Source organism: Jiangella gansuensis DSM 44835, assembly GCF_000515395.1.
GTDB classification, from domain to species: Bacteria; Actinomycetota; Actinomycetes; order Jiangellales; family Jiangellaceae; genus Jiangella; species Jiangella gansuensis.
The window spans coordinates 4,871,036-4,893,332 of record NZ_KI911782.1 but is presented as its reverse complement, the minus strand read 5'-3'; the positions used below and the strand labels follow the sequence as shown (position 1 = coordinate 4,893,332).

The 22,297-nt window shown below is 73.2% G+C and carries 20 protein-coding genes; 15 read left to right on the top strand and 5 right to left on the bottom strand.

The genetic code is table 11. The annotated features are described in order from the left end of the window. The first annotated feature begins 23 nt into the window (after positions 1-23). A complete protein-coding gene (locus JIAGA_RS0123030; protein ID WP_026877467.1) occupies positions 24-434 on the top strand; it encodes a hypothetical protein in 411 nt (136 codons plus the stop codon). A gap of 14 nt (positions 435-448) precedes the next feature. Here JIAGA_RS0123030 and JIAGA_RS0123025 read toward each other — a convergent pair whose 3' ends face one another. Beyond that, entirely contained in the window at positions 449-1,468 is a 1,020-nt protein-coding gene (locus tag JIAGA_RS0123025) for a cyclic nucleotide-binding domain-containing protein (RefSeq protein WP_026877466.1), read from the bottom strand. A 182-nt stretch (positions 1,469-1,650) separates the two neighbouring features. Between JIAGA_RS0123025 and JIAGA_RS0123020 the strand changes: the two genes are divergently transcribed. The 10 genes from JIAGA_RS0123020 (at position 1,651) to JIAGA_RS36250 (ending at position 16,314) form a co-directional block, all read left to right on the top strand. Then, positions 1,651-2,142 (top strand): hypothetical protein, encoded by a 492-nt coding sequence (locus tag JIAGA_RS0123020; RefSeq protein ID WP_026877465.1) that lies wholly within the window; start codon positions 1,651-1,653, stop codon positions 2,140-2,142. A 100-nt stretch (positions 2,143-2,242) separates the two neighbouring features. Then, positions 2,243-3,598: an adenylate/guanylate cyclase domain-containing protein gene (locus tag JIAGA_RS33450; RefSeq protein ID WP_051426427.1), complete on the top strand. Its 1,356-nt coding sequence runs from the start codon at positions 2,243-2,245 to the stop codon at positions 3,596-3,598. Further along, positions 3,598-4,350, top strand: coding sequence for an ABC transporter ATP-binding protein (locus tag JIAGA_RS31880; protein WP_051426426.1), 753 nt, complete (start codon positions 3,598-3,600; stop codon positions 4,348-4,350). Before JIAGA_RS33450 ends, JIAGA_RS31880 begins: the two co-directional genes overlap by 1 nt. Continuing rightward, positions 4,347-6,809 (top strand): FtsX-like permease family protein, encoded by a 2,463-nt coding sequence (locus tag JIAGA_RS0123005; protein WP_026877464.1) that lies wholly within the window; start codon positions 4,347-4,349, stop codon positions 6,807-6,809. Before JIAGA_RS31880 ends, JIAGA_RS0123005 begins: the two co-directional genes overlap by 4 nt. Next, positions 6,809-9,259, top strand: a complete 2,451-nt coding sequence (locus JIAGA_RS0123000; protein WP_026877463.1) for an ABC transporter permease — start codon at positions 6,809-6,811, stop codon at positions 9,257-9,259. The genes JIAGA_RS0123005 and JIAGA_RS0123000 overlap by 1 nt, the downstream gene beginning before the upstream one ends. After that, complete coding sequence (locus tag JIAGA_RS0122995) at positions 9,259-11,667, top strand: ABC transporter permease (RefSeq protein ID WP_026877462.1); 2,409 nt, start codon at positions 9,259-9,261, stop codon at positions 11,665-11,667. Before JIAGA_RS0123000 ends, JIAGA_RS0122995 begins: the two co-directional genes overlap by 1 nt. A gap of 13 nt (positions 11,668-11,680) precedes the next feature. Next, positions 11,681-13,261 carry a sensor histidine kinase gene (locus JIAGA_RS33445; protein WP_051426425.1) on the top strand — a complete coding sequence of 527 codons (1,581 nt, stop codon included), beginning with the start codon at positions 11,681-11,683 and terminating at the stop codon, positions 13,259-13,261. A 118-nt stretch (positions 13,262-13,379) separates the two neighbouring features. Further along, positions 13,380-14,069, top strand: a complete 690-nt coding sequence (locus tag JIAGA_RS0122980) for a response regulator (RefSeq protein ID WP_026877461.1) — start codon at positions 13,380-13,382, stop codon at positions 14,067-14,069. An 83-nt stretch (positions 14,070-14,152) separates the two neighbouring features. After that, positions 14,153-14,575, top strand: a complete 423-nt coding sequence (locus JIAGA_RS0122975; RefSeq protein ID WP_051426424.1) for a response regulator — start codon at positions 14,153-14,155, stop codon at positions 14,573-14,575. A gap of 62 nt (positions 14,576-14,637) precedes the next feature. Then, positions 14,638-16,314, top strand: coding sequence for an ATP-binding cassette domain-containing protein (locus tag JIAGA_RS36250; RefSeq protein WP_026877459.1), 1,677 nt, complete (start codon positions 14,638-14,640; stop codon positions 16,312-16,314). 34 nt (positions 16,315-16,348) lie between these two features. Here the strand turns inward: JIAGA_RS36250 and JIAGA_RS0122965 are convergent, their stop codons facing one another. From JIAGA_RS0122965 to JIAGA_RS0122955, 3 genes are all read right to left on the bottom strand, one after another. Beyond that, entirely contained in the window at positions 16,349-16,600 is a 252-nt protein-coding gene (locus JIAGA_RS0122965) for a type II toxin-antitoxin system RelE family toxin (RefSeq protein ID WP_211239807.1), read from the bottom strand. Between the two features lie 29 nt (positions 16,601-16,629). Continuing rightward, entirely contained in the window at positions 16,630-16,929 is a 300-nt protein-coding gene (locus JIAGA_RS0122960) for a type II toxin-antitoxin system Phd/YefM family antitoxin (RefSeq protein WP_026877457.1), read from the bottom strand. 96 nt (positions 16,930-17,025) lie between these two features. After that, positions 17,026-18,129 carry an NAD(P)/FAD-dependent oxidoreductase gene (locus JIAGA_RS0122955; protein ID WP_035812881.1) on the bottom strand — a complete coding sequence of 368 codons (1,104 nt, stop codon included), beginning with the start codon at positions 18,127-18,129 and terminating at the stop codon, positions 17,026-17,028. An 84-nt stretch (positions 18,130-18,213) separates the two neighbouring features. Here JIAGA_RS0122955 and JIAGA_RS0122950 point away from each other — a divergent pair, with 84 nt between their 5' ends. Further along, on the top strand, positions 18,214-18,570 hold the full coding sequence (locus tag JIAGA_RS0122950; RefSeq protein ID WP_026877455.1) for a winged helix-turn-helix transcriptional regulator: 357 nt from the start codon (positions 18,214-18,216) through the stop codon (positions 18,568-18,570). Positions 18,571-18,586: 16 nt separating this feature from the next. Here JIAGA_RS0122950 and JIAGA_RS0122945 read toward each other — a convergent pair whose 3' ends face one another. Continuing rightward, a complete protein-coding gene (locus tag JIAGA_RS0122945; RefSeq protein WP_035815035.1) occupies positions 18,587-19,855 on the bottom strand; it encodes a citrate synthase in 1,269 nt (422 codons plus the stop codon). A 77-nt stretch (positions 19,856-19,932) separates the two neighbouring features. Between JIAGA_RS0122945 and JIAGA_RS0122940 the strand changes: the two genes are divergently transcribed. The 3 genes from JIAGA_RS0122940 (at position 19,933) to rpsI (ending at position 22,283) form a co-directional block, all read left to right on the top strand. Then, positions 19,933-21,084, top strand: coding sequence for a citrate synthase/methylcitrate synthase (locus tag JIAGA_RS0122940; RefSeq protein ID WP_026877453.1), 1,152 nt, complete (start codon positions 19,933-19,935; stop codon positions 21,082-21,084). A 270-nt stretch (positions 21,085-21,354) separates the two neighbouring features. Next, positions 21,355-21,798, top strand: a complete 444-nt coding sequence (rplM, locus tag JIAGA_RS0122935) for a 50S ribosomal protein L13 (protein ID WP_026877452.1) — start codon at positions 21,355-21,357, stop codon at positions 21,796-21,798. An 8-nt stretch (positions 21,799-21,806) separates the two neighbouring features. Then, complete coding sequence (gene rpsI, locus JIAGA_RS0122930; RefSeq protein ID WP_026877451.1) at positions 21,807-22,283, top strand: 30S ribosomal protein S9; 477 nt, start codon at positions 21,807-21,809, stop codon at positions 22,281-22,283. The last annotated feature ends 14 nt before the right edge of the window (positions 22,284-22,297 follow it).

Below are 22,297 nucleotides of genomic sequence, written 5' to 3'. Positions count from 1 at the left end.
GACGGGCCGCGTAACCTGGAGGAGTGTTCACCGACGCGATCGAGATTGCCGTAGCCGCCGTCGGACTTGGTCTGGTGGTGTTGTCCGCGCGACAGGCCCGTACCAAGGGCTGGGCCGCGTCGCTGCAGCTGGCCGCCGGCGGGTTCCTGCTCATGGGCGCTGCCGCGGTCGGCATCGTCGGCTTCGTGGTGGGTCTGGTCTTCTCGCCGCTGGCCTGGGTGGGCGTGGGCATGCTGGCGCTGGCGGGTGTGCTGTTCGCCGGCGGGCAGAAGCTCGAGGGCCGCGGTTCCGGCGCCGTCGCCGAGTCTGGCCCGGCGCCGAAGGGTGCGGTCGACCCGGCGCCCAAGCGGCAGCCGAAGGGGTCCAAGGGTTCGGCCGCCGATCCCGAGCTCGACGACATCGAGGCGATCCTGCGCCGCCACGGCATCGAGTAGGCCAGCGCACGGGGTCACTCCGGCGCGACGACGTCCTCGCGGCGGTGTGAGCGGGCCAGTTCCGCCAGCCGACCGCGGTCGATGGCCGAGGCGGGCGCGACGGCGACGCGCACCGGTGTGACCGCGGTGAGCGTCGACGTGCGCCGGCCGCCTTCCAGGACGGCGCGCTCGCCGAGCACGGCGCCGGGGCCGACCTCTGCGAGCCGGTGCCCGTCGACATCGACCCGCAGCACGCCGTCCAACAGCAGGTACAGCTCGTCGCCGGGCTCACCCTGCAGAGTCAGCATCTCGTCCGCGTCCAGGGTGCGGATCTTCGGTTGCGTGCCGGTCATGAGCAGCCGGGAGAGTGTCCGCTCGCCGGCGGTCTCCACCGCCACGGTCAGGGCCGGCGAGTCCTCGTCACCCCACGGCGTGCGAGTGCCGAACGAGTGCGCCGCCCACGCCGAGTAGTCGGTGAGGCCGGACTTCAGCGTCAGCGCGCCGGACGCGTCGTAGATCCAGTGACGCGGGAAGGCACTCGCGCCGGGAAGCTGCACGGTCGACGAGCCGTCGGGGTGCAGCGTCAACGCGAGCGTGGTCCAGACCAGCGGCGATTGCAGCTTCACGAACGGCGGGTGCGGGACGGCGCGGGGCGCCGGCAGCGCGGTCCGGCCGCCGCAGGTCTGCACGAGCCGGACGCTCCCGTCGGAAAGGTACTGGGGCTCCCGGCGCAGGTCCGGCAGCGCGATCGCGGCGAACGTCGCGCCGAGCCGCCCGATGCGCACCGTCGTCGAGCCCATCAGCACCCCGGACGTGGCGGAGTAGCCGGCCCGGACGATTCGGCCGTCCTCGACGTCCGCCCAGCCGGACAGCACGTTGGCGTAGCGGAACCGGTCGTCCGCGCGCAGCTCCTCGAGGTCGCCCACGGTCTCCGGTGGCGGCGGGTCGTAGTGCGCGAAGCCGGTCTCGAACGCCGCCTTCGCCAGCCCGGTGACGGCTTCGGACGGTATCCAGGACAGCGAGGCCGCCGAGGCTTCGATGCGGGTCGTCGACATGTCGATCAGTCCCTTCCTGCCGGTGCCGGCGATCGAACCTGATGCCACGGTAGAGAGCCGGACGGGTTCTCGGGCAGGGTGCAGACCGGCACGTCGGCGGGGGTGCTGGCACCCGTCCGGCGTACGGTGGCTGTTGATCGACAGCCGGTTTGCTGCAGGTGGGCCGGGGTATTCGTCCCGATATGGGAGTTCTGACGAAGTATCGGAGCACGACCGCGGCCGGTGTGCTCGCGGCCTTCGTGCTGGTTCTCGTGTTCGGCAGCCCGCCGTACGGCGACTGGGCCCGCGACAACGCCACCGGCCCGGGCGCCCTCGACTGGTTCCTGCAGCTCCTGGCCTGGCCGTCCTGGAACTTCGCCGCCGACCTACCGGCCCGGGACATCCTGGCCGCCATGCTGCGCGCCATCCTGGTCGTCGTGTTCACCGCAGTCTTCCTGGCCGTCCTCACCGGACCTCGGGTCTCGCGCACGCGCGGCGGCGCCGCGCAGCTGCTCACCGGGTGGTCGGCGTACATCTTCGCCGGAGCTGTCGCCGGCCTGCTGGCGGCGATCATCCAGAGCGACCCGACAGTGCTCGGCGCCTTCCAGGCGGCGGCCGCCGGCGCCGGGTACGGCCTGTTCACCGGGTGGATCGTCGGCGCGGTGACGTTCGGGGCGCCGGGCCGCTTCACATAGAGCGCCCCGGCTCGGCGTCGGGGAGGGGATGCTGGCACCCGGGCGGTTCCGGGTGGCTGCCGCACTAGTGCAAACGCGCCGGCAGGAGTGTCATGGTCGCATGACCTCGGCCGACGCACGCATCACCGTGCTCCTCGCGGACGACAACCTGCTCGTCCGTGAAGGCGTCCGGGCGCTGCTGCGGGTCTCCGGCGACGTCGACGTGGTGGCGATGGCGGAGGACTACGACTCGCTCGTCGCCCGTGCCGTCGAGCACCGGCCGCAGGTCGTCGTGACCGACATCCGGATGCCGCCGCGCTTCGCCGATGAGGGGATCGAGGCCGCCAAGGAGGTCCGCAAGCGTCTTCCCGGGACGGGGATCGTCGTGCTGTCGCAGTACGACGACCCGGAGTACGCGGTCGCTTTGCTGGCCCGAGGCGCAGCAGGCTACGCATACTTGCTCAAGGAGCGGGTGGCGGACGGTGACCGGCTGGCCCGGGCGGTCCGCGAGGTCGCGGCGGGGGGTTCCATGCTCGACCCGGAGATCGTGCAGGCACTCGTCACCCCCGCGCGCGGCGGCACCGGGCTCTCGCCCGACGAGGAACGGCTGCTCACCATGGTCGCGCAGGGCCGGGCCGTGAAGGCCATCGCGGCCACGCTGCAGAGCACGCCGGAAGCCGTCGACCATGCCGTCCAGGACCTGTTCCTGCACCTGGCCCGCGACGCCAGCGCAGGTGTCCGCGGCGCCTTGGAGCGCCTGCGTACCCTGCACCGGGCCATCCTGGAGCGGGAGGAACAGGGCGAGACGCTCACCCGGCTGCTGCCCTCGGGCCTGGCCCAGAAGCTGCGCGGCGACCCCGGCGCCGTCGGCCGCACCGAGCGGCTCGTCGTCACCGTCCTCATGTCCGACGTACGCGGCTACTCCGGCATCGCCGAGCGGACCGACCCGACCACGCTGGCCCGCCAGCTCAACGCGCATCGCCGGGCCATGAACGGAGCCATCCTCGAGCAGGGCGGCACGGTCATGCAGTACGTCGGCGACGCTGTCATGGCCGTGTTCGGTGCGCCGTTCCCGCAGCCCGACCACGCCGAGCGGGCGCTGCGCGCCGCCGCCGAGATGCATCGCCGGCAGGCCGCCGTCGACGCCGAGTGGGCGGCGGAGGGCCTCCAGCCGTTCGGCCTGGGCATCGGGCTGTCCACCGGCGATGTAGCGGCCGCGCTGCTCGGCAGCGACGAGCGCCTGGAGTACACGCTGGTCGGCGACACCGTGAACCTGGCCCAGCGGCTGCAGGACCTCGCCCGCCCGGCGGGCACCACGGTGGTGAGCGAGGCCACCGCGGCCGGCGCGCCGGCATGGGCGTTCGAGCGGCTGGCACCGGTCCGGGTCAAGGGCCGCGACGCCGCCGTGACCGCGTGCCGGGTGGTACCCACGCCGGAACCCGAGCACCACACCCACGAGGTGGAGGAGTACAGCTGATGACGGCATTGCTGGCACGAGGTGTCCGCCGCACGTTCGAGGCCGAGCTCGCCCCCGTGCGTGCCCTGCGCGGGGTCGACCTGCGGGTCGAACGCGGCGAGTTCGTCGCCTTGATGGGCCCGTCCGGATGCGGTAAGTCCACGCTGCTCAACATCTTCGCCGGACTCGACCAGGCCGACGAGGGCGAGGTGGTCGTCGACGACCTCGTCGTCAGCGGGCGCGACGAGAACTGGCTGGCCCGGTTCCGGCGGCACCACGTCGGCATCGTCTTCCAGTTCTTCAACCTGCTCGAAGGGGTTTCGGCACTGGACAACATCGCGCTGCCGGCCATCCTCGGCGGGCTGCGCCGCCGAGCCGCCGAGTCGCGCGCTCGTGACCTGCTCGACCTGCTGGGCCTGGGCGATCGGACCGAGCAGGTCCCGTCGGTGCTGTCCGGCGGCCAGCGGCAGCGCCTCGCCATCGCCCGGGCGCTGGTCAACGAGCCGGCGGTGCTGTTGGCCGACGAACCCACCGGGGCACTGGACAGCGAGGGCGGCGCGGAGATCCTGGAGCTGTTCCGCCGGCTGCACGGCGAGGGGCAGACAATCCTCATGGTCACCCACTCCGCAGACGTCGCGGCCGGTGCGTCCCGGGTGGTGCGGATGCGCGACGGGCGGATCGACGACGGCGGCGGCGTCCCGATCGGCCCGGTGGCGAGCGCCGACGACGGCGTCCGCGCGGCGACGGTCCCGGTGGAGGACGTGTCGCCGTGACGTCCGTGCTGGCGTGGTCCCGGCTGGATTTCCGGCGTCGCTGGAAATCCCTGCTGGTCATGGCGCTGCTGGTCGCACTCGCGGCCGGCACGGTCATGGCCGCGACAGCGGGCGCGCGGCGCGGCGCGAGTGTCGTCGACCGCCTGCAGGCCAGGACCTTGCCGGCCACGGTGGCCGTGCTACCCAACCAGCCCGGCTTCGACTGGGACGCGGTGCGTTCGTTGCCCGAGGTCGAGGCGCTGACGACGTTCGTCCTCACGTACACGGGGTTCGTGATCGAGGAGCTACCGGACGGCGCGGACCCGTGGGCGTTCCCGCCGGCGGACGACGAGAACATGCGCACTGTCGAGCGGCCGGTCACGCTGGCGGGTCGCCTCGCGAACCCGGACCGCGCCGACGAAGTGGTCGTCACGCCGCGGTTCGTCGCGGCCTTCGGGCTCGGTGTCGGCGACACTGTGACGCTGCGGCTCTACACGCCACAGACGCAGGACGCGTTGGCGTTCACCGACGACCTAACCGGGGCGGTGCTCGACGGGCCGACGGTCCGGGCGCGGATCGTCGGAGTGATCCGGTCGCCGTGGTACTCCGACAGCGTCGGGGACGAGCAGGGCACGATCGTGCCGTCGCCAGGGTTCTACGCGCGCTATGCGCCGAACCTGATGGGCGCGTCCGATGGCGGCATCCGCAACGCTCTCGTCCGGCTCCACGACGGCGAGGCGAGCCTGTCGTCGTTCAAAGCCGGGCTGGCCCGGGTCAGCGGACGCACCGACATCGATCAAATGAACCTCGTCGAGGAGGGCCGGCGGGCCAGCGGGACCACCGGGTTCGAGGCGGAGGCTCTGCTGGGCTTTGCGGCGGCGGCCGCCGTGGCCGCGGTGTTCCTGATCGGCCAGTCGGTCGCGCGGTACGCGGCGTCGACCGTAGCCGCGCTGGAGGCGCTGCGGGCGGTGGGGATGACCGAGCGGCAGACCCGCCTCGCCGCCGCCCTGGGCCCCGCCGCCGCCGGACTGGCCGGAACGGCCGTCGGTGTCGCCGCCGCCGTGGTGGCGTCGCGGTGGTTCCCGATCGGCACCGCCTCGCTGCTGGAGCCGGCGCCGGGGATCTCGATCGACGTGCCCGTTCTGCTGACTGGAGCGCTGACGGTCCCATTGCTGGTGATCGCCGGCGGGATCGCCGCGGCCTGGCTGGCGCTCCGGTCGGCGCGGTCGCCGACGTCCCGGCGGTCGGCGGTGGCGGGGGCCGCGGCGCGGCTGGGCGCGCCGGTGCCGGTGGTCGTCGGCGCGCGGTTCGCGTTGGAGCCCGGCCGGGGTGCGCAGGCGGTGGCGGTCCGGCCGGCCCTGGTGGGCGCGGTGACCGGCGTGGTGGGTGTGGTGGCCGCGTTCACGTTCTCGGCAGGGGTGGACGACGCCGCCGCCAACCCGGCCCGGTTCGGCCAGGTGCATCAGCTCGAAGCGTTTGTCGGCTTCTCCGGCGAGGACTCCGCGCCGGTGGACGCGATCGTGCCGGTCGTGGCGGCCGACCCCGATGTGGAAGCGGTCAACGACACCCGGATCGCGGTCGGCGAGATCGACCGGGTGCCGGTCACGCTGTTCACCCTGGACTCCTCCGGCGCGCCGTGGCCGCTCGTGCTGACGGAGGGCCGCGCACCCGGCGGACCGGCCGAGGTGGTCATCGCCCCCGACAGCGCGGACGCGGTCGGGGCCGCCGTTGGCGACTCCGTGCGGATCACCGGCACGGCCGGCGAGCGGGATCTCACCGTCACCGGCATCGCCTTCGTGCCGGAGGGCCACAACAACTACGTCAACGGCGGCTGGGTGACGGCGGCGGGCTACGACACGCTGTTCGACCCCGACGACGACATTTCGCCGGCGTTCAAGTACCACCTGCTGTTCCTGGCCCTGCGGGCAGGCGCCGATCCCGCCATCGTGGCGCCCCGCCTGGAGGAGGCGGTCGCGCAGGCTGTAGCGGCGGCCACCGGGGCCGATCCCGGCGACGTGGGCGTGGGCGGTGAACTGAGCCGGCCCGAGCTGCCCGCCCCGGTCGCGGAACTTCGCCAGATCCGGTCCCTGCCGGTCTTCCTGGCCGCGTTCCTGGTCGTGCTCGCCCTCGGCGCCGTCGGGCACGCGCTGGCGACGGCGGTGCGCCGCCGCCGACGGGACGTCGCCGTGCTGCGGGCGCTGGGAATGACCCGGCCGCAGTCGCGCGGCATCGTGCTCACTCAGGCCAGCCTGCTGGCGCTGATCGGCCTGGCCGCCGGTATCCCGCTCGGTCTGGCCCTCGGCCGCACGCTCTGGCGGTACGTGGCGGACACCACGCCGCTGTTCTATGTGGCACCGGTGGCAGCGCTCGCCCTGGCGCTGGTTGTCCCACTGGCTCTGGTCGCCACGAACCTGCTGGCCGCATGGCCGTCGCAGCGGGCGGCGTCGATGCGCGTCGGCCATGTGCTGAGGGCGGAATGATGAGCGCCGCCTGGCTCCGGCTGGACCTGCGCCGGCGGTGGCGGTCGCTGCTGGTGCTGGCGCTGCTGGTGGCGTTCGCCGCAGGGATCGTCATGACGGCGGTCGCGGGCGCGCGGCGCGGTGCCAGCGCCATGGACCGGCTCCAGGACGTCACGACGCCGGCCACGGTGCTCGTAGCGCCAGCGACACCGGACTTCGACTGGGCGCCGGTGCGGGAGTTGCCCGGCGTCGAGGCTCTCGGCCGGCTCGTGGGCACCGGCTTCGAGATCGACGGCCGGCTGGGAAGGAACTCGTTCATGCTGCCGCCCGCCGACGCGGAGACCATGCACGCGCTCGAGCGCCCGGTCGTCCTCCAGGGCCGGCTCGCCGACCCGGTCAGGCCGGACGAGGTGGTCGTGACGCCGGCGTTCACGCGGACGTTCGGGAGGTCGGTCGGCGACACCGTCGAGTTGGGCCTCTACTCACCTGGCCAGGTGGACACGGGCCAGGTGCCCGGCGATGCGCGCATGAACCTGGTGACCGGCCTCTGGATCCTGACCTTCCAGCAACAGGACGCCGCCATCGCGGCCGGGCTGGAGCCCAACTCCGGCGCACCCGCGGAGGGGCCCGTGGTCGAGGCCACGATCGTCGGCGTGATCCGGTCACCGCTGTTCGGCGACGAGCCGGACGCTCCCGGGTTCCTGGTGCCGTCGGCCGGGCTGTTCGCCGCCTATCGGCACAACTTCCTCGGCGCGGAGGGCTTGGCGTCCGTCAGCGCCCTGGTCCGGCTGACCGACGGTGCGGACGCGATACCGGACTTCCGGGCCGACCTCGCACGGGTTACCGGGCGTCCTGACATCGCGGTCCACGATCTGATCACACCCGCGGCCGCCATCAGCGACACCCTCCGCTTCGAGGCGGCCGCGCTGTACGTCGTGGCCGGCACCGCCACGGTCGCGGCGGTCTTCCTGGTCGGCGGATCGATCAGCCGTCACGTCACCTCGGCGATGGGCGGGCTCCGGGTGCTCGCTGCCGTCGGTATGACGCGCGGTCAGGTCGCCCGCGCGGCCGCTACCGGGCCGGCGATGGCCGCGGCGGCCGGGACAGTGCTCGGCGCCGCCGGTGCCGTGGCCGCTTCCGGGTGGTTCCCGCTCGGCTCCGCGTCCTTCCACGAGCCGGCTCCGGGGCTCAGCGTCGACCCGGCCGTACTGGTGCTGGGCCTGCTGGTCCCTCCGCTGGTGGTTGCCGCGGCGGCGGCCGCGCTCGCCTTGGGCCGGCCGGCCGCGCTGCCAGCACCGGCGCGGAGGTCGCCGGTGTTGGACGCGGTGGCGCGTGCCCGGTTCCCGCTGCCGGTCGTCCTGGGCGTCCGATTCGCTCTGGAGCGCACGGGCGGGCGGGTGGCCGCACCGGTGCGGCCCGCGCTGGTCGGTGCCGTGATCGGCGTGACCGGGGTACTGGCGGCGCTGACGTTCTCGGCGGCCGCCCGGGACGCGGCGGAGAACCCGGCCCGGTTCGGCGTCGTGCACGACGTCGAGGCCTGGGTCGGCTTCGATCGAGGCGTTCTGGCATCGGCGGAGGACGTCTTCCCGGCGCTCGCGGAGGTACCGGGGGTGCGGGGGGTGAACGGTATCCGCGGGCAGCTGGCGGACGTCGGGGGCATGCAGGTCATGGTGCTCTCGTTCCGCCCCGCCGGTGAGCCGCTGGGCTACCTGGTGCCGGACGGAAGGATGCCGGCCGGCACGGGTGAGGCCCTGGTCTCGCTGGCCGCCGCGGATGCGCTCGACGTGCGCACGGGCGGCACCCTCTCGCTCGCGGGTACCGATGGTGCGGCCGAGCTGGACGTCGTCGGTGTCGGTGTCCTGGACCCCGAGTTCGGCGCGACAGTCGTCGTGGCGGGACCCACGTACGCCGCACTGTTCGACGACGCGTTCCTCTTCGAGTACGCGGAGATCGGGGTGGAGCCGGGCGTCGATCCGGCAACGGTCGTCCCGGCCCTGACGACCGCGGTCCCGGACGAGACCTACGGAATCCGCCCGTTCGAGTTCGAGAGCCCGACGGAGCTGCGGCTCATGCAGTCGGTGCCTGTCGCGCTCGGCGGCTGCGTCGCGCTGCTCGCCGCCGGGGCCGTGGGTCATGGCCTCGTGACGGCCGTGCGGCAGCGCCGCCGCGAGCTCGCCGTGCTCCGCGCGCTGGGCATGACACCGGGAGAGTCGAGGGTCGCCGTGGGCGCGCAGTCTGTCGTGCTCGCCCTGGTGGGGGTGGCCTTCGGAGTGCCGCTCGGGTTCGCTCTCGGCCGGACCGTCTGGCGCGCGGTCGCGGCGGCGCTGCAGGCGCATTACGTCACGCCGCCCGGGTTGGGGGTGGCCGTCGCGGCAGCGCTGTCTGCGCTGTTCATGGCCGTCGTGCTGGCGGCATTGCCGGCGCGGCGGGCGGCATCGCTGCGGGTCGGCCATGTGCTGAGGGCGGAATGATGAGCGCCGCCTGGCTCCGGCTGGACCTGCGCCGGCGGTGGCGGTCGCTGCTGGTGCTGGCGCTGCTGGTGGCGTTCGCCGCCGGGACGGTCATGACGGCGGTGGCCGGGGCACGCCGAGGCGAGAGCGCCGTCGACCGGTTGCTGGAGCGGACGCTGCCGGCCACGGTCATCGTGCTGCCCAACACGCCCGGGTTCGACTGGGACCCGGTCCGCGAGCTGCCCGGTGTCGAGGCGCTCTCGGTGATGTGGCTGGCCGGGGTGGACGTCGTCGGCGTGCCGCCCGAGGCCATGGCGGCGCAGCTGCCGCCGATGTACGACGACGCCGCCATGCGGACGATCGAACGGCCGGTGGTCCTGGCCGGCCGGGTGCCGGACCCCGCTCGAGCCGACGAGGCCGTCGTGACGCCGGCCTGGACCGACCACTGGGGTCACGGGGTCGGCGACACCCTCACCATCAGGATGCACACTCCGGAGGCCGTCGACGCCTATGCCCGCGGAGCCCAGCCGGCTGCCGCGACCGGCCCGGAGCTCACGGTGAGTGTCGTCGGGGTGGTCAGGTCGGCGTGGTTCGGCGATGAGCCCGGCAGCACCGGCGGGATCGTGTTCTCGCCCGGCCTGCTGTCCGAGTACCCGCGGAACCTGCTGGGCACCGAGAACCTGGTGCGCACGAACGCGCTGGTCCGGCTGGACGACGATGCTGGCGCCGTGCCGCGTTTCCGGGCGGCGCTGGCGGCGGCGACCGGCCGCAGCGACATCGACGTCTGGGACATGGAGGAGCAGTTCGGCAGCCACCAGCGTGACGTCACCGGCTTCGAAGCGGATGGCCTGCGGCTCTTCGCGCTCGTCGCCGCTGTGGTGGCCGTCGTCCTGATCGGTCAGTCGGTGGCGCGGCTCACCGCCTCGACCGTGACCGACCTGCAGGTCCTGCGCGCGCTCGGAATGGGGCCGGGCCAGGCGCGCCGGGCGGCGGTCGCCGGGCCCGCGCTGGCCGCGACCGCCGGCGCGGTCATCGCCGCCGCGGCCGCCGTCGTCGCATCGCGATGGTTCCCCATCGGCACCGCGGCGCGGGCCGAGCCCACGCCGGGAATCGACGTCGACGGGCTGGTGCTGCTGCTCGGCCTGCTCGCCGCGCCGGTGCTGGTCGTTCTCGGCGCGCTGGCCGCCGCGACCGTGGCGCTACGTGCATCGGCGCGACCGGCGCAGGCGCGACGGTCCGCGATCGCGGCCGTCGCGGCGCGAGCCGGGCTGCCGGTCGCCGTCGTCGTGGGCACCCGGTTCGCGCTCGAGCCCGGCCGCGGCCGAGCGTCGCTGCCGGTGCGGCCGGCGCTGCTCGGCTCGGCGGTCGGGGTCCTGGGCGTGCTGGCGGCGTTCACGTTCTCCAGCGGGGTCGACGACGCCGCGGCCAATCCGGAGCGCGTCGGTGTCGTCCACGACCTCGAGCTGTTCGTCGGCCAGCACGACGCCGAGCTGGTGCCCGCGCGGGACCTGCTCGACGCCGTCGCCGCGGTGCCCGGGGTGGCCGGTGTCAACGACACCCGCTCCGCCGTCGCGGCGGCCGGGGACGGGGACGGGCAGCTCGCGGTGCTGTCCATCGACCCGATCGGCGAACCGCTGCCGTTCGTCGTGTCTCAGGGGCGGCTGCCGGCGACCGCCGGGGAGGTCGTGATCGGCCCGGCGTCGGCCCGCGGACTGCGCCTCGGCGTCGGCGACACGGTCGAGCTGACCGGGACCGCTGGAAGCATGCGGCTGGCCGTCGTCGGTATCGCGCTGATGCCGCAGCTGGCGCACAACGTCTACACCGACGGCGGCCTGGTCACCGCTGCCACGTACGACGAGCTGTTCGACGGCTTCCGCTTCCGCGCCGGCTTCGTGGCGCTGGAGCCCGGAGCGGACCCGGACTCCGTCGTCCCCGGCCTGCTGGCGGTGGCCGCGACGTTCCCCGGCGGGGACCAGGTCTTCGTGGCGCCGCCGGAGCTTCCACCCGAGATCACGGAGCTGCAGCACATCCGGGCGCTCCCGACGGCGCTGGCCGCGTTCCTGGCGGTTCTGGCGCTCGGAGCGGTCGGACACGCCCTGGCGACGGCGGTCCGGCGGCGCCGGCACGAGCTGGCCGTGCTGCGGGCCCTGGGCCTGACTCGTGGGCAGTGCCGAGGCGTGGTGATGACGCAGGCGACGGTGCTGGCGCTGGCCGGCCTGGCCGCCGGCATCCCGTTGGGCGTGGCGCTGGGACGGACGGTGTGGCGGTACGTGGCCGAGACCACGCCGGTGTTCTACGTGGCGCCCATGGCGCTGACCGCGGTGCTCCTGCTGATCCCGGCGGCCCTGGTCGCCGCGGCGCTGCTGGCCGCCTGGCCGTCGCGGCGGGCGGCGTCGATGCGGGTCGGAACCGTCCTGAGAGCCGAGTGAGCGAGGTGACGCGATGAACGCGACGTTGGCGGCGACCCGTGGCCGGAGCCGGCGCGACGCCGCCCTGTGGGTCGCCTGGGCCGTGGTCGTGACGGTGACGGCCGCCGCCTCGGCATGGGCGTTGCGTGCGCTCATCGACCTGCCGGACCGGCTCATGCCGTGGGTATTGCTCGGACTGGCGGCGGTTCCGGTGGCCGCCGTCGCGGTCGCGTTGCCGAGGTTGCGCCACCGGGCCGGTGCCGTCTTCGGCCCGTCGGTCGTGCTGTGCGGGCTGCTCCTCATGGTGCTGGCCGTCTACCTCGTCGTGGTCATCGGGCTGGGCGAGGAGGTCGACGACGACGGCCACGGCGTGCTGGCCCTGTCCATGGTGGCGGCCCTGACGGCGGTCGTGCTCGCCGAGCCGGTCCGGGTCCGGCTGCGCGAGCTGGCCCGGCAGTGGGCCGGCGCCCAACCCCGTCCGGCGTCGGCGGCGCTGGAGACGTTCGGGTCCCGGATGACCCGCGCGGTGCCCATGGACGAGCTCCTGCTGCAGCTGGCGGAGACGTTGCGGGCCACGCTCGGCCCGCTCGGCGCGGAGGTGTGGACCGGCAGCGACGGGGAGCTCGAGCGCACCGTGTCGGTTCCGGAGCGCGGCCGGGCCCGGCTGCGGCTGGCCGGCGCCGAACTGGCCGCGGTGAGCCGGGCCCGAGTGTCCGGCAATGCGTGGGCCGCGATGTGGCTGCCGACGGTGCTCGCGGGCGCCGGCGACCCCGGTCGCCGGTCCGTGCGCATCGCGTCCGTCACGCACCTGGGCCAGCTGCTCGGCCTGCTGGTCGTGAGTCGGTCCACCGACGACCGCCCGTTCGGCGAGGACGACGACCGCGCGCTGGCCGACCTCGCCCGGCAGGTCGGGCTGGCCCTGCACAACGTGCGGCTGGACTCCGCCCTGCAGGCCTCACTGGAGGAGCTGACGCGGCGCAACCAGGAGCTGCAGGCGTCGCGGGCCCGCATCGTCGCCACCGCCGATGCGTCGCGACGGCAGATCGAGCGCAACCTGCACGACGGCGCTCAGCAGCACCTGGTGGCCCTCGCGGTGAAGCTCGGGCTGGCCCGCCGGCTCGCCGACGGTGACGTGGCGGCGCTGTTGGATGAGCTGCGTACCGATGTGCAGGAGACCCTGACCGAGCTGCGCAACCTGGCACACGGCATCTACCCGCCGCTGCTGCGTGAGCACGGGCTGGGCGAGGCGCTGCGCAACGCAGCGAACCGGGCGCCGGTTCCGACGCGGGTCGAGGCCGGCACCGGTCGCCGGTACCCGCCGGACGCCGAGGCCGCCGTGTACTTCTGCTGCCTGGAGGCGATCCAGAACGCCGGCAAGCACGCCGGCGACGGCGCGTCGGTGACCGTGCGGATCACCGAGGATTCGGCCGGGCTCGGTTTCGAGGTCAGTGACGACGGCGCCGGCTTCGACCAGGCCGTTGCCGGCGAGAGCCACGGGTTCGTGAACATGCGCGACCGGCTCGGGGCGTTCGGCGGCGCGCTGACCGTCACCAGTGCAACGGGCCGCGGCACCGTCGTCCGCGGCTCGCTGCCGGTGGCCGAGGCCGTCCCATGAACACGGCGACGCGTCGCCGCATGCTCGTTGCCGATATGGGGCAGCTGCTGTGGCTGGCGGCGGTGGATCGGGCCTGATGACGGCGATCTCCCGGTACGCTCCGACCGTGGCCGATGCGATGGCTCCGCCGGACGTACCGACCCGGCCGGTCCGCGTCGTCGTCGCCGACGACGCGCTACTGGTCCGCGAGGGCGTGCGCCGCGTCCTGGGCCTCTATCCCGACCTGGAGGTCGTCGCGGCGGCGGGTGATCTGCCGAGCCTGCTGGCCGCCGTCGAGCAGCACCAGCCGGACGTCGTCGTCACCGACATCAGGATGCCGCCCAGCTCGACCGACGAGGGCATCCGCGCCGCCAGCCAGCTGCGGCGCACCGCGCCCGCCACCGGCGTCGTCGTCCTGTCCCAGTACGCGGCGCCGGCCTACGCGCTGGAGCTGCTGGCCGGCGGCTCCCAGCGGCGCGCCTACCTGCTCAAGGAACGCGTGAGCGAACCCGACCAGCTGGCCGAGGCGGTGCGGGAGGTGGCCCGCGGCGGCAGCGTCGTCGACCCGAAGGTGGTCGAGGTGCTGGTCGCCGGTGCCCGGCCGCCCGGCGACCCGCTCGCCGCGCTCACGCCGCGCGAGCGCGAGGTCCTGGAGCAGATCGCGCAGGGCAAGAGCAACGCGGGCGTCGCCGCCAGTCTGTTCCTTACCGAGCGTGCGGTCGAGAAGCACATCAACGCCCTGTTCGCCAAGTTGGGGCTCTCCACCGAGCCCGACGTCCACCGCCGGGTGACGGCCGTCCTGATGTACCTGTCCGCGCTGCGCGGCTGACCGGTCCGGGGGTGCCAGCACCACCTCGGGAAGGGGTGTCGGCAGGTTGGCCCGGGGCACGCGGTGCGAGGGATCATGGACCCATGGCCGGTTCCGCCCAGAGCCCCCACGCCGAGGCACCGCCCGCCGCCGTCGGCGTCCTGGTCGTGGACGACCAGCAGCCCTTCCTGTCCGTGGCGCGGTTCGTCGTCGGGGCCACCCCAGGGTTCCGTGTCGTCGGGGAGGCCACCAGCGGCGAGGACGCGCTCGACCAGGCGGCGGCGCTGCGTCCGGAGCTGGTGCTCATGGATATCAACCTGCCCGGGGTCTCCGGCATCGAGGCAACCCGGCGGCTGCTGGCGGCGGCACCCGGCACGGTGGTAGTGCTGATGTCCACCTATCCGGCCGCCGACCTGCCCCGCGATGCCAGGACGTGCGGCGCCCGGGCGTACGTCAACAAGGAGGACCTCACCCCCGACGTCCTGGTCGCGGTCATGTCCGGCGATCAGCCCCCCGGCTTCTCCTGAGCGCTCGCGGCCGGCGCGAAAACCCCTCGACCGGTGGGTCCGCTGGGACGAGACTGGAACTCATGGGCCACGTCGACCTCAACTCGGTCTCCTTCACCCTGCCCGACGGCAGGGTGCTGCTCGACGACGTCTCGTTCCGGGTCGGCGACGGCGCCAAGGTCGCGCTGGTCGGCGCGAACGGTTCCGGTAAGACCACCCTGCTGCGCATCGTCGCCGGCGACATCGCGCCGCACGGCGGCGCCGTCACCCGCAGCGGCGGCCTCGGCGTCATGCGCCAGTTCGTGGCCACCGGCGCCCAGGACGTCCGGGACCTGCTGCTGTCGGTAGCGCCGCCGCGGGTACGCACGGCGGCCGCCGCCGTCGACGCCGCCGAGCTGGCCATGATGGACCGCGACGACGAACCCACCCAGCTCGCCTACGCCACCGCGCTGGCCGAGTGGGCCGACGCCGGCGGCTACGAGGCCGAGGTGCTGTGGGACGTCTGCACCACGGCCGCGCTCGGCATCCCGTTCGAGCGGTGCCGATGGCGTGACGTGTCCACCCTGTCCGGCGGCGAGCAGAAGCGGCTGGTCCTGGAGGCGCTGCTGCGCGGACCGGACGAGGTGCTGCTGCTCGACGAGCCGGACAACTTCCTCGACGTGCCCGCGAAGCGCTGGCTGGAGGACCGGCTCGTGGAGTCGGCGAAGACGGTGCTCTATGTCAGCCACGACCGCGAGCTGCTGGCGCGCACCGCCACCCAGGTGGTCACGGTCGAGCTGGGCGCCGCCGGCAACACCGCCTGGGTGCATCCCGGCGGCTTCGCCAGCTATCACGACGCCCGGGGCGAGCGCTTCGCCCGGCTCGAGGAGCTGCGCCGGCGCTGGGACGAAGAGCACGCCAAGCTCAAAGCGCTCGTGCTGATGTACAAGCAGAAGGCCGCCAGCAACTCCGACATGGCCTCGCGCTATCAGGCCGCGCAGACCCGGCTGCGGAAGTTCGAGGAGGCCGGCCCGCCCCAGGCGATCCCGCGTGAGCAGAACGTGCGCATGCGGCTGCGCGGTGGGCGCACCGGCAAGCGCGCGGTCATCTGCGAGTCGCTGGAGCTGACCGGTTTGATGCAGCCGTTCGACCTCGAGGTCTGGTACGGCGAGCGGGTCGCGGTGCTCGGCTCGAACGGCTCGGGCAAGTCGCACTTCCTCCGGCTCCTCGCGGCCGGGGGCACCGACCCGGAGGCCGAGCACCGTCCCGTCGACGACGTCACCATCGCGCCGGTGGCGCACACCGGCGTCGCCCGCTTGGGCGCCCGCGTCCGGCCCGGCTGGTTCGCCCAGACCCACGACCACCCCGAGCTGGTGGGCCGGACGCTGGTGGAGATCCTGCATCGCGGCGACGGCCAGCGGGCCGGGATGCCGCGCGAGGAAGCCAGCCGGGCCCTGGACCGCTACGAACTCGCCCGCGCCGGCGACCAGCCGTTCGAGTCGCTGTCCGGTGGTCAGCAGGCCCGGCTGCAGATCCTGCTGCTGGAGCTGTCCGGCGCCACGTTGTTGCTGCTGGACGAGCCCACCGACAACCTCGATCTCGTGTCGGCCGAGGCGCTGCAGGACGGGCTGGCCGCGTTCGAGGGAACGGTGCTGGCCGTCACGCACGACCGCTGGTTCGCCCGCGACTTCGACCGCTATCTGGTCTTCGGCGCCAGCGGGGCGGTGTACGAGTCGCCGGAGCCGGTCTGGGACGAGCGTCGCGTCTCACGCGTGCGGTGACGGCTGCGCCGAGTCGCTGCCGCGGCAGCGGGTGTCAGCGGTTCGTACGGTAGACGTCGGCACGGTGGTCCACATCGAGGACGTGCACCGTGTGGGTGTCATCGTCGATGCGGTAGATCACTCGATAAGTGCCGCGTCGGGCGCCGTAGCATCCGGCAAGCGGGCCGAAGAGAGGTTTGCCGACGCGGTGCGGGTTGGCGGTGAGGGCCGCGGCGCAGAATTCGAGGACGGCGGCGGCCACCGGCTCGGGGAGGCGGTTCGCGATGGCCTTCCGGGCCGGTGACATGAATCGGACGGTGTATGGCCGAGCGTCACTCATCGTCCGGCGACGCGGCGCCGAGCGAGTTCGGCTCGGACGGTTTCGAGGTCGGCGCCCGGCTCACCGGATTCGAGCTCGGAGAGGCTGGCCGAGATGCGTGAGACCGCGGCAGTGTCCCCGAGGATCTCCAAGGTCATCTCGAGCCCGTCGAGATCGTCGATCGACAGCAGCACTGCCTCCGGCTCACCGTTGCGCGTCAAGGTGAATCGCTCGTGCTGCGTGCGGACCCGTCGGGCCAGGTCGGACAGGTGCGCCTTCGCCTCCGACATGGGCACTGGCGTGGCTGCTGCGGTCATGGTCTAGATAATAGTTTACGTTGGTCAGAATTTGAACCTATCCAGTCATGTTCCTTCGCGGACGCCCGGCGACCGCGAAGGAACATGACCATCGGCTCAGCCGGCGTTGAACAGGTCGTCGTAGGCGTGCACCAGCATGTCGCGGCCCTTGACGTCCGCGATCACCTCGGGCCCGGCGATGCCGTCGGTGCCGGGCAACTGGCCGGCACCGCCCTCCGGGCCGAGCGGGATGGCCACCAGCGGGGGTAGCTGCTGGTATCCGGCGGTTGCGCCGGCACCGGTGATCACGGCACGGAGGTTCGCCGCGACCAGCTCGGCCTGGATGCGGGCGACGGCGGCCATGTTGCGGTCGGCGTCGGCGATGTCACCGAGGGCGAATACGTGGTCGTGTCCGACGACCCGCAGCTGGTCGTCCACGCGGAGGTAGCCGCCCTCGTCGCGGGCCGCGGCGAGCGCCCCGGTCAGGTATCCGGTGGCCGGCACGACGCCGAAGGCGCGGAACCAGATGCCTGCGGTGATCTCTTCGCCGGACTCCGTGACGACCCGGACGGGCCCGGCGGTCGCGGCCGGCGTGTCCGGGAGCTGCTGTAGTGGGCTGCCGAGCACCAGCTCGACGCCGAGCTTGTCCAGTTGCCGGCGCAGTTCTTCACGCAGCTCCTGGCTGTACGGTCCGGGCAGGATGTCGTCGCCGAGGTCGACCACCGTCACACGCTTCTCCGGGAAATGCGTCTTGATCTCGCCGGCCAGCTCGAGTCCGGCGGCGCCGGCACCGACGACGAGGGCATCGCCGGCGGCGCGCAGGTCCTGGTGCGCCCGGAGGAACCGGTCCCGAGCCCGCCCGGCGTCCGGCTCGTCGGTCTTGGCCGGGAAGGGGTAGGACGACCCGGTGGCCAGCAGGAGGTAGTCGGGTGTGAGTTCGAGGCCCGATGCGAGCGCGACCCGGTGGCCGTCGGCGGCGACGGCGCGGTCGCGGAGGAACTGGCCTCGGCTCAGCAGCCGCTCGTACGGGAAGAAGATCCGGTCCAGCCAGGCCGGATCGACCAGTGCCCGCCACGATGCCAGGTTGTGCAGGAAGGTGTCGGACGGGTCCACGAGCGTCACGTCAGCGATGTCGTCGAGTGCCTTCGCCGCGATGATCCCGGCGAAGCCGCCGCCCAGGACGACGACGCTCGGGTGGGCCGCGTTCTTGTTCTCGGTCACGAGTTCCCCTCAATGTCGAAGCTACAAGCTGAATCGTAGCGGCTTCGAAAATCGAAGCAACATCGCTCGCGCTAGTATTCCGGTATGGCTGCGAGAGTCCACAGCGAGCCGGCCATCGAGGCCTGTGTGCGCGCCGATGCGGCGCTTACCCGGGCGTTCACCATCCTCGGTAAGCGGTGGAGCGCTGTGGTGCTGGGCAGCTTGCGTGCCGGCCCGGCCGGGTTCCGTGAGTTGTCCCGCGCCATCGACGGGGTCAGCGACTCCGTCCTGGCCGACCGATTGGCCGAGCTGGCCGACCAGCAACTGGTGCGGCGCCACGTGGACGAAGGGCCGCCGGTGTCGGTCTCCTATGAGCTCACCGAACGAGGCCAGGCGCTGATGCCGGCGCTCGACGAGATCTCGGCCTGGGCGGTGCGCCACCTGCCGGACGGCGACGACTGACGTCGTCTAGCGTGCGTCACGGCAGCGGCTGGGGTGGCGGCGGACCTTCGTAGCGGCCGGTGACACGTACCCGCAGGGGTGGCTCGTCGTACTCCTCCAGGGCGTGCGCGATCCAGCCGGCGGTCCGGGCGATCGCGAAGATCGTCTCCCCGGCGTCCGGCGGCATGTCCGCGGCCACGGACAGCGTGGCCAGGGCCAGGTCGACATTCGCGTGCAGCGGCAAGCGCCGGGCGGTCGTGTCCACGACCTCCCGGGCCGCCGCGAGCGCACGCTGCGCGCCGGGGAGGCCGGCGAGCCGGTCGAACAGCAGTGTGGCGCGCGGGTCCTCGCCCGGGTAGAGCCGGTGACCCAGCCCGGGCAGCCGCCGGCCCGCCCGCAGGTGCTCGGCGACGACGGCGTCGGCGCCGTGCTCCAGCACGTCGACGATCATCCGGTGCGCCAGTCCACTGGCCGCACCGTGCAAGGGTCCTTCCAGTGCGCCCAGCCCCGCCGACACGACGGCGTACGGGTGGGCCCGCGCCGACGCCGCCACCCGCGCGGTGACGCTGGACGCGGCCAGTCCGTGATCGGCGAGCAGCACCAGCGCGGCGTCCAGCAGCTCGGTGGCGGCCTGGCTGGCCGGCCGGGCGGTGAGCCGGGGCCACATCCGCTCGGCCAGAATCGCGGCGGGGTCCTTGCCGGCGGTGGCGGTGCGCGGTGGCAGGGCGTCGACGAACGTCGCCACCAGGCCGCGGGCGATTCCGGCCACCGTGCGCGGGGCGAGGTCGAAGCGCAGCGGATCGGTGGCCGCCGCGGCCACCGACGCCACCCGCAGCCGGTCGACCAGCCCGCTCTGCGGCGGCAGCGCGTCGCCGGATCGCCGGGCCGCCACCACCGCCTCTGGCGGCGGGGTGAAGCGCGCCTCGCGGCTCATGGTGCCCGTCCACAGCCACCAGGCGACCTCTTCGAACCGGTAGCCGTCGGCGAGGGTCAGCGCGTCGACGCCGCGGTAGTAGTGCCGCTCCGGTTCGACGAGCGTGATGCCGCTGTACGTGGGCCCGGAGGCGGCCGCGGCGGGCCGTAGCCGCGTGGCCCCGCGGCCCGCACCGTCACCGTCGTCGGCGGAGCGCCCACGGCCGCGCTGGGCCAGCCGTTCGACCTCGTCCGCGTCGAAGGTGCTGGCTCGGCCGCCGGGTCCGCGACGGCTGGCGAGCAGCCCGCGGCTGACGTAGGCGTACACCGTCGCCGGCTTCACACCGAGCCGGACGGCGACCTGCCGGGTGGTGAGCCGACGTCCCTCGGCCATGACCGCGCCTCCGATCGACATTGACGCAAATCAATATATCTACCATTGGTTTCAACCATTGATGGGAGGAGATCGTCATGACGGCATCGGGTTCGATCCAGGTCCCGCGCGGGCTGGCCGGCGTGGTCGTCACGGAGACGGCGCTGGGTGACGTCCGCGGCCGGGAGGGCTTCTACCACTACCGCGAGTACTCGGCCGTCGAGCTGGCCGAGGCCCGCACGTTCGAGGACGTCTGGCACCTGATGGTCATCGGCCGGCTGCCCCCGGCGGCGGAAAGCGAGGCGTTCGCCGCCCGGGTGGCGGCGCTGCGACGGTTGCCGGACACGGTGGCCGCTGCGCTGCCGGCGATCGTGCGTGCCGGTTCTGGCGCCGGCGCCGGTCTGATGGCCGGGCTGCGCACGACGCTGTCGCTGACCGGTGCGGCTGCCGGGTTCCGGCCCGTATTCGACCTCGACCCCGAGCAGCGCCGCACCGACGCGCTGCTGGCCTGCGCCGTCACCCCGACACTGCTCGCGGCGCTGTACCGGCTGGGCCACGGCCTGGACCCGGTCGAGCCACGCGAGGACCTGGGGCACGCCGCGAACTACCTGTACATGCTGACCGGCCAGGAAGCCGCGCCCGAGCATGCGCGCGCCATCGAGCAGTACCTCATCTCCACCATCGACCACGGCTTCAACGCCTCCACGTTCACCGCCCGCGTCATCGCATCCACCGGCGCGGACGTCGCGGCCTGCCTGGCCGGCGCCGTCGGCGCGTTGTCCGGCCCGCTGCACGGCGGCGCCCCCAGCCGGGCGCTGGACTCCCTGGACGCCATCGGGACGCCGGAGCGCATCGAGCCCTGGGTCCGCGAACGGGTGCTCGCCGGTGACCGGATCATGGGCTTCGGGCACCCGGTGTACCGCACCGAGGACCCTCGCTCGCGGATGCTGCGCGGGATCGCGCAGCGCTTCGGCGGTCCGCTCGTGGAATTCGCCGTCGAGGTGGAGAGGCAGGTCGAGGCGATCCTGGCCGAACTGAAGCCACACCGCGAACTGCACACCAACGTCGAGTTCTACGCCGGCGTGGTCATGGAGCAGTGCGGGCTGCCGCGAGAGATGTTCACGCCGACCTTCGCGGTCGCTCGGGTCGTCGGCTGGGCCGCGAACATCCTGGAGCAGGCCGCCGACACCAAGATCATCCGGCCGGCCGCCCGCTACGTCGGCCCGCCGCCCCCGGCGCGTCTGCCATGATCATCGAGAGTTGATACGGCCAGGGCCGGGAAAAGCCTTGATGATCATGGAGTGTGAGTGGGCGCGGAAACGGGCGAGAATTCTTCGGGGCCACCGGATGGACGCTCGACTCGGTACGGCAGTATGAGATGCAGCGCGAGCTCCCATGAGCCCGTGTTTTGACCATGTGGCCCGGCGACGGGTATTCTGTCGTGTCGTTGTGCGTACCGGAGCGCGGCACGCCAGCCACTGACCAGATTCATCCTCTCGACCAAGCGAAGGCCTACGACCGTGCGCACGTACAGCCCCAAGCCCGGCGATGTCCAGCGCCAGTGGCACGTCATCGATGCCACCGACATCGTGCTCGGCCGGCTCGCCAGCCAGACCGCGACTTTGCTGCGCGGCAAGCACAAGCCTGTGTACGCGCCGCACGTCGACACCGGTGACTTCGTCATCGTCGTTAACGCGGAGAAGGTTGCGCTCACCGGCCACAAGCGCGAGCAGAAGATCGACTACCGGCACTCCGGCCGGCCGGGCGGTCTGCGCTCCACCACCTACGAAGAGCTGCTCGAGAAGAACCCGCGTCGCGCCATCGAGAAGGCCGTCAAGGGGATGCTCCCGCACAACAGCCTGGGCCGGCAGATGCTGTCCAAGCTGAAGGTGTACGCGGGCCCGGAGCACCCGCACCAGGCCCAGCAGCCCGTGCCGTACGAAATCGGCCAGGTCGCGCAGTGAGTGAGGACATGACTGAGACCACCGTCGACCAGCTCGACACCGAAGAGACCCCGCAGAGCTACACGTCCGAGTCCGCGCCGTCGCGCACCTCGGCCATCGAGCCCGCGGCCGCCACCGGCCGGCGCAAGCAGGCCATCGCCCGGGTCCGGATCGCTCCGGGCAGCGGCAACTGGACCATCAACGGCCGCCCCCTCGAGGCGTACTTCCCGAACAAGGTGCACCAGCAGCTGGTCAGCTCGCCGCTGGTCGACCTGGAGCTGTCGGAGAGCTACGACATCGTCGCCCGCATCGACGGCGGCGGCGTCAGCGGTCAGGCCGGCGCGCTGCGGCTGGGCATCGCCCGGGCGCTCAACGCCGCCGACACCGAGAACAACCGTCCGGCGCTGAAGAAGGCCGGCTACCTCACCCGCGACGCCCGGGTCACCGAGCGTAAGAAGGCCGGACTGAAGAAGGCCCGTAAGGCTCCTCAGTACAGCAAGCGCTGATCCGCGCTTCCCGC

Coding starts and splice junctions, on each gene's coding strand:
- JIAGA_RS0123025 (WP_026877466.1), bottom strand. CDS start 1,468: ATGTCGACGACCCGCATCGAAGCCTCGGCGGCCTCGCTGTCCTGGATA.
- JIAGA_RS0123020 (WP_026877465.1), top strand. CDS start 1,651: ATGGGAGTTCTGACGAAGTATCGGAGCACGACCGCGGCCGGTGTGCTC.
- JIAGA_RS33450 (WP_051426427.1), top strand. CDS start 2,243: ATGACCTCGGCCGACGCACGCATCACCGTGCTCCTCGCGGACGACAAC.
- JIAGA_RS31880 (WP_051426426.1), top strand. CDS start 3,598: ATGACGGCATTGCTGGCACGAGGTGTCCGCCGCACGTTCGAGGCCGAG.
- JIAGA_RS0123000 (WP_026877463.1), top strand. CDS start 6,809: ATGAGCGCCGCCTGGCTCCGGCTGGACCTGCGCCGGCGGTGGCGGTCG.
- JIAGA_RS0122995 (WP_026877462.1), top strand. CDS start 9,259: ATGAGCGCCGCCTGGCTCCGGCTGGACCTGCGCCGGCGGTGGCGGTCG.
- JIAGA_RS33445 (WP_051426425.1), top strand. CDS start 11,681: ATGAACGCGACGTTGGCGGCGACCCGTGGCCGGAGCCGGCGCGACGCC.
- JIAGA_RS0122980 (WP_026877461.1), top strand. CDS start 13,380: ATGGCTCCGCCGGACGTACCGACCCGGCCGGTCCGCGTCGTCGTCGCC.
- JIAGA_RS0122975 (WP_051426424.1), top strand. CDS start 14,153: ATGGCCGGTTCCGCCCAGAGCCCCCACGCCGAGGCACCGCCCGCCGCC.
- JIAGA_RS36250 (WP_026877459.1), top strand. CDS start 14,638: ATGGGCCACGTCGACCTCAACTCGGTCTCCTTCACCCTGCCCGACGGC.
- JIAGA_RS0122965 (WP_211239807.1), bottom strand. CDS start 16,600: ATGTCACCGGCCCGGAAGGCCATCGCGAACCGCCTCCCCGAGCCGGTG.
- JIAGA_RS0122960 (WP_026877457.1), bottom strand. CDS start 16,929: ATGACCGCAGCAGCCACGCCAGTGCCCATGTCGGAGGCGAAGGCGCAC.
- JIAGA_RS0122950 (WP_026877455.1), top strand. CDS start 18,214: ATGGCTGCGAGAGTCCACAGCGAGCCGGCCATCGAGGCCTGTGTGCGC.
- JIAGA_RS0122945 (WP_035815035.1), bottom strand. CDS start 19,855: ATGGCCGAGGGACGTCGGCTCACCACCCGGCAGGTCGCCGTCCGGCTC.
- JIAGA_RS0122940 (WP_026877453.1), top strand. CDS start 19,933: ATGACGGCATCGGGTTCGATCCAGGTCCCGCGCGGGCTGGCCGGCGTG.
- rpsI (WP_026877451.1), top strand. CDS start 21,807: ATGACTGAGACCACCGTCGACCAGCTCGACACCGAAGAGACCCCGCAG.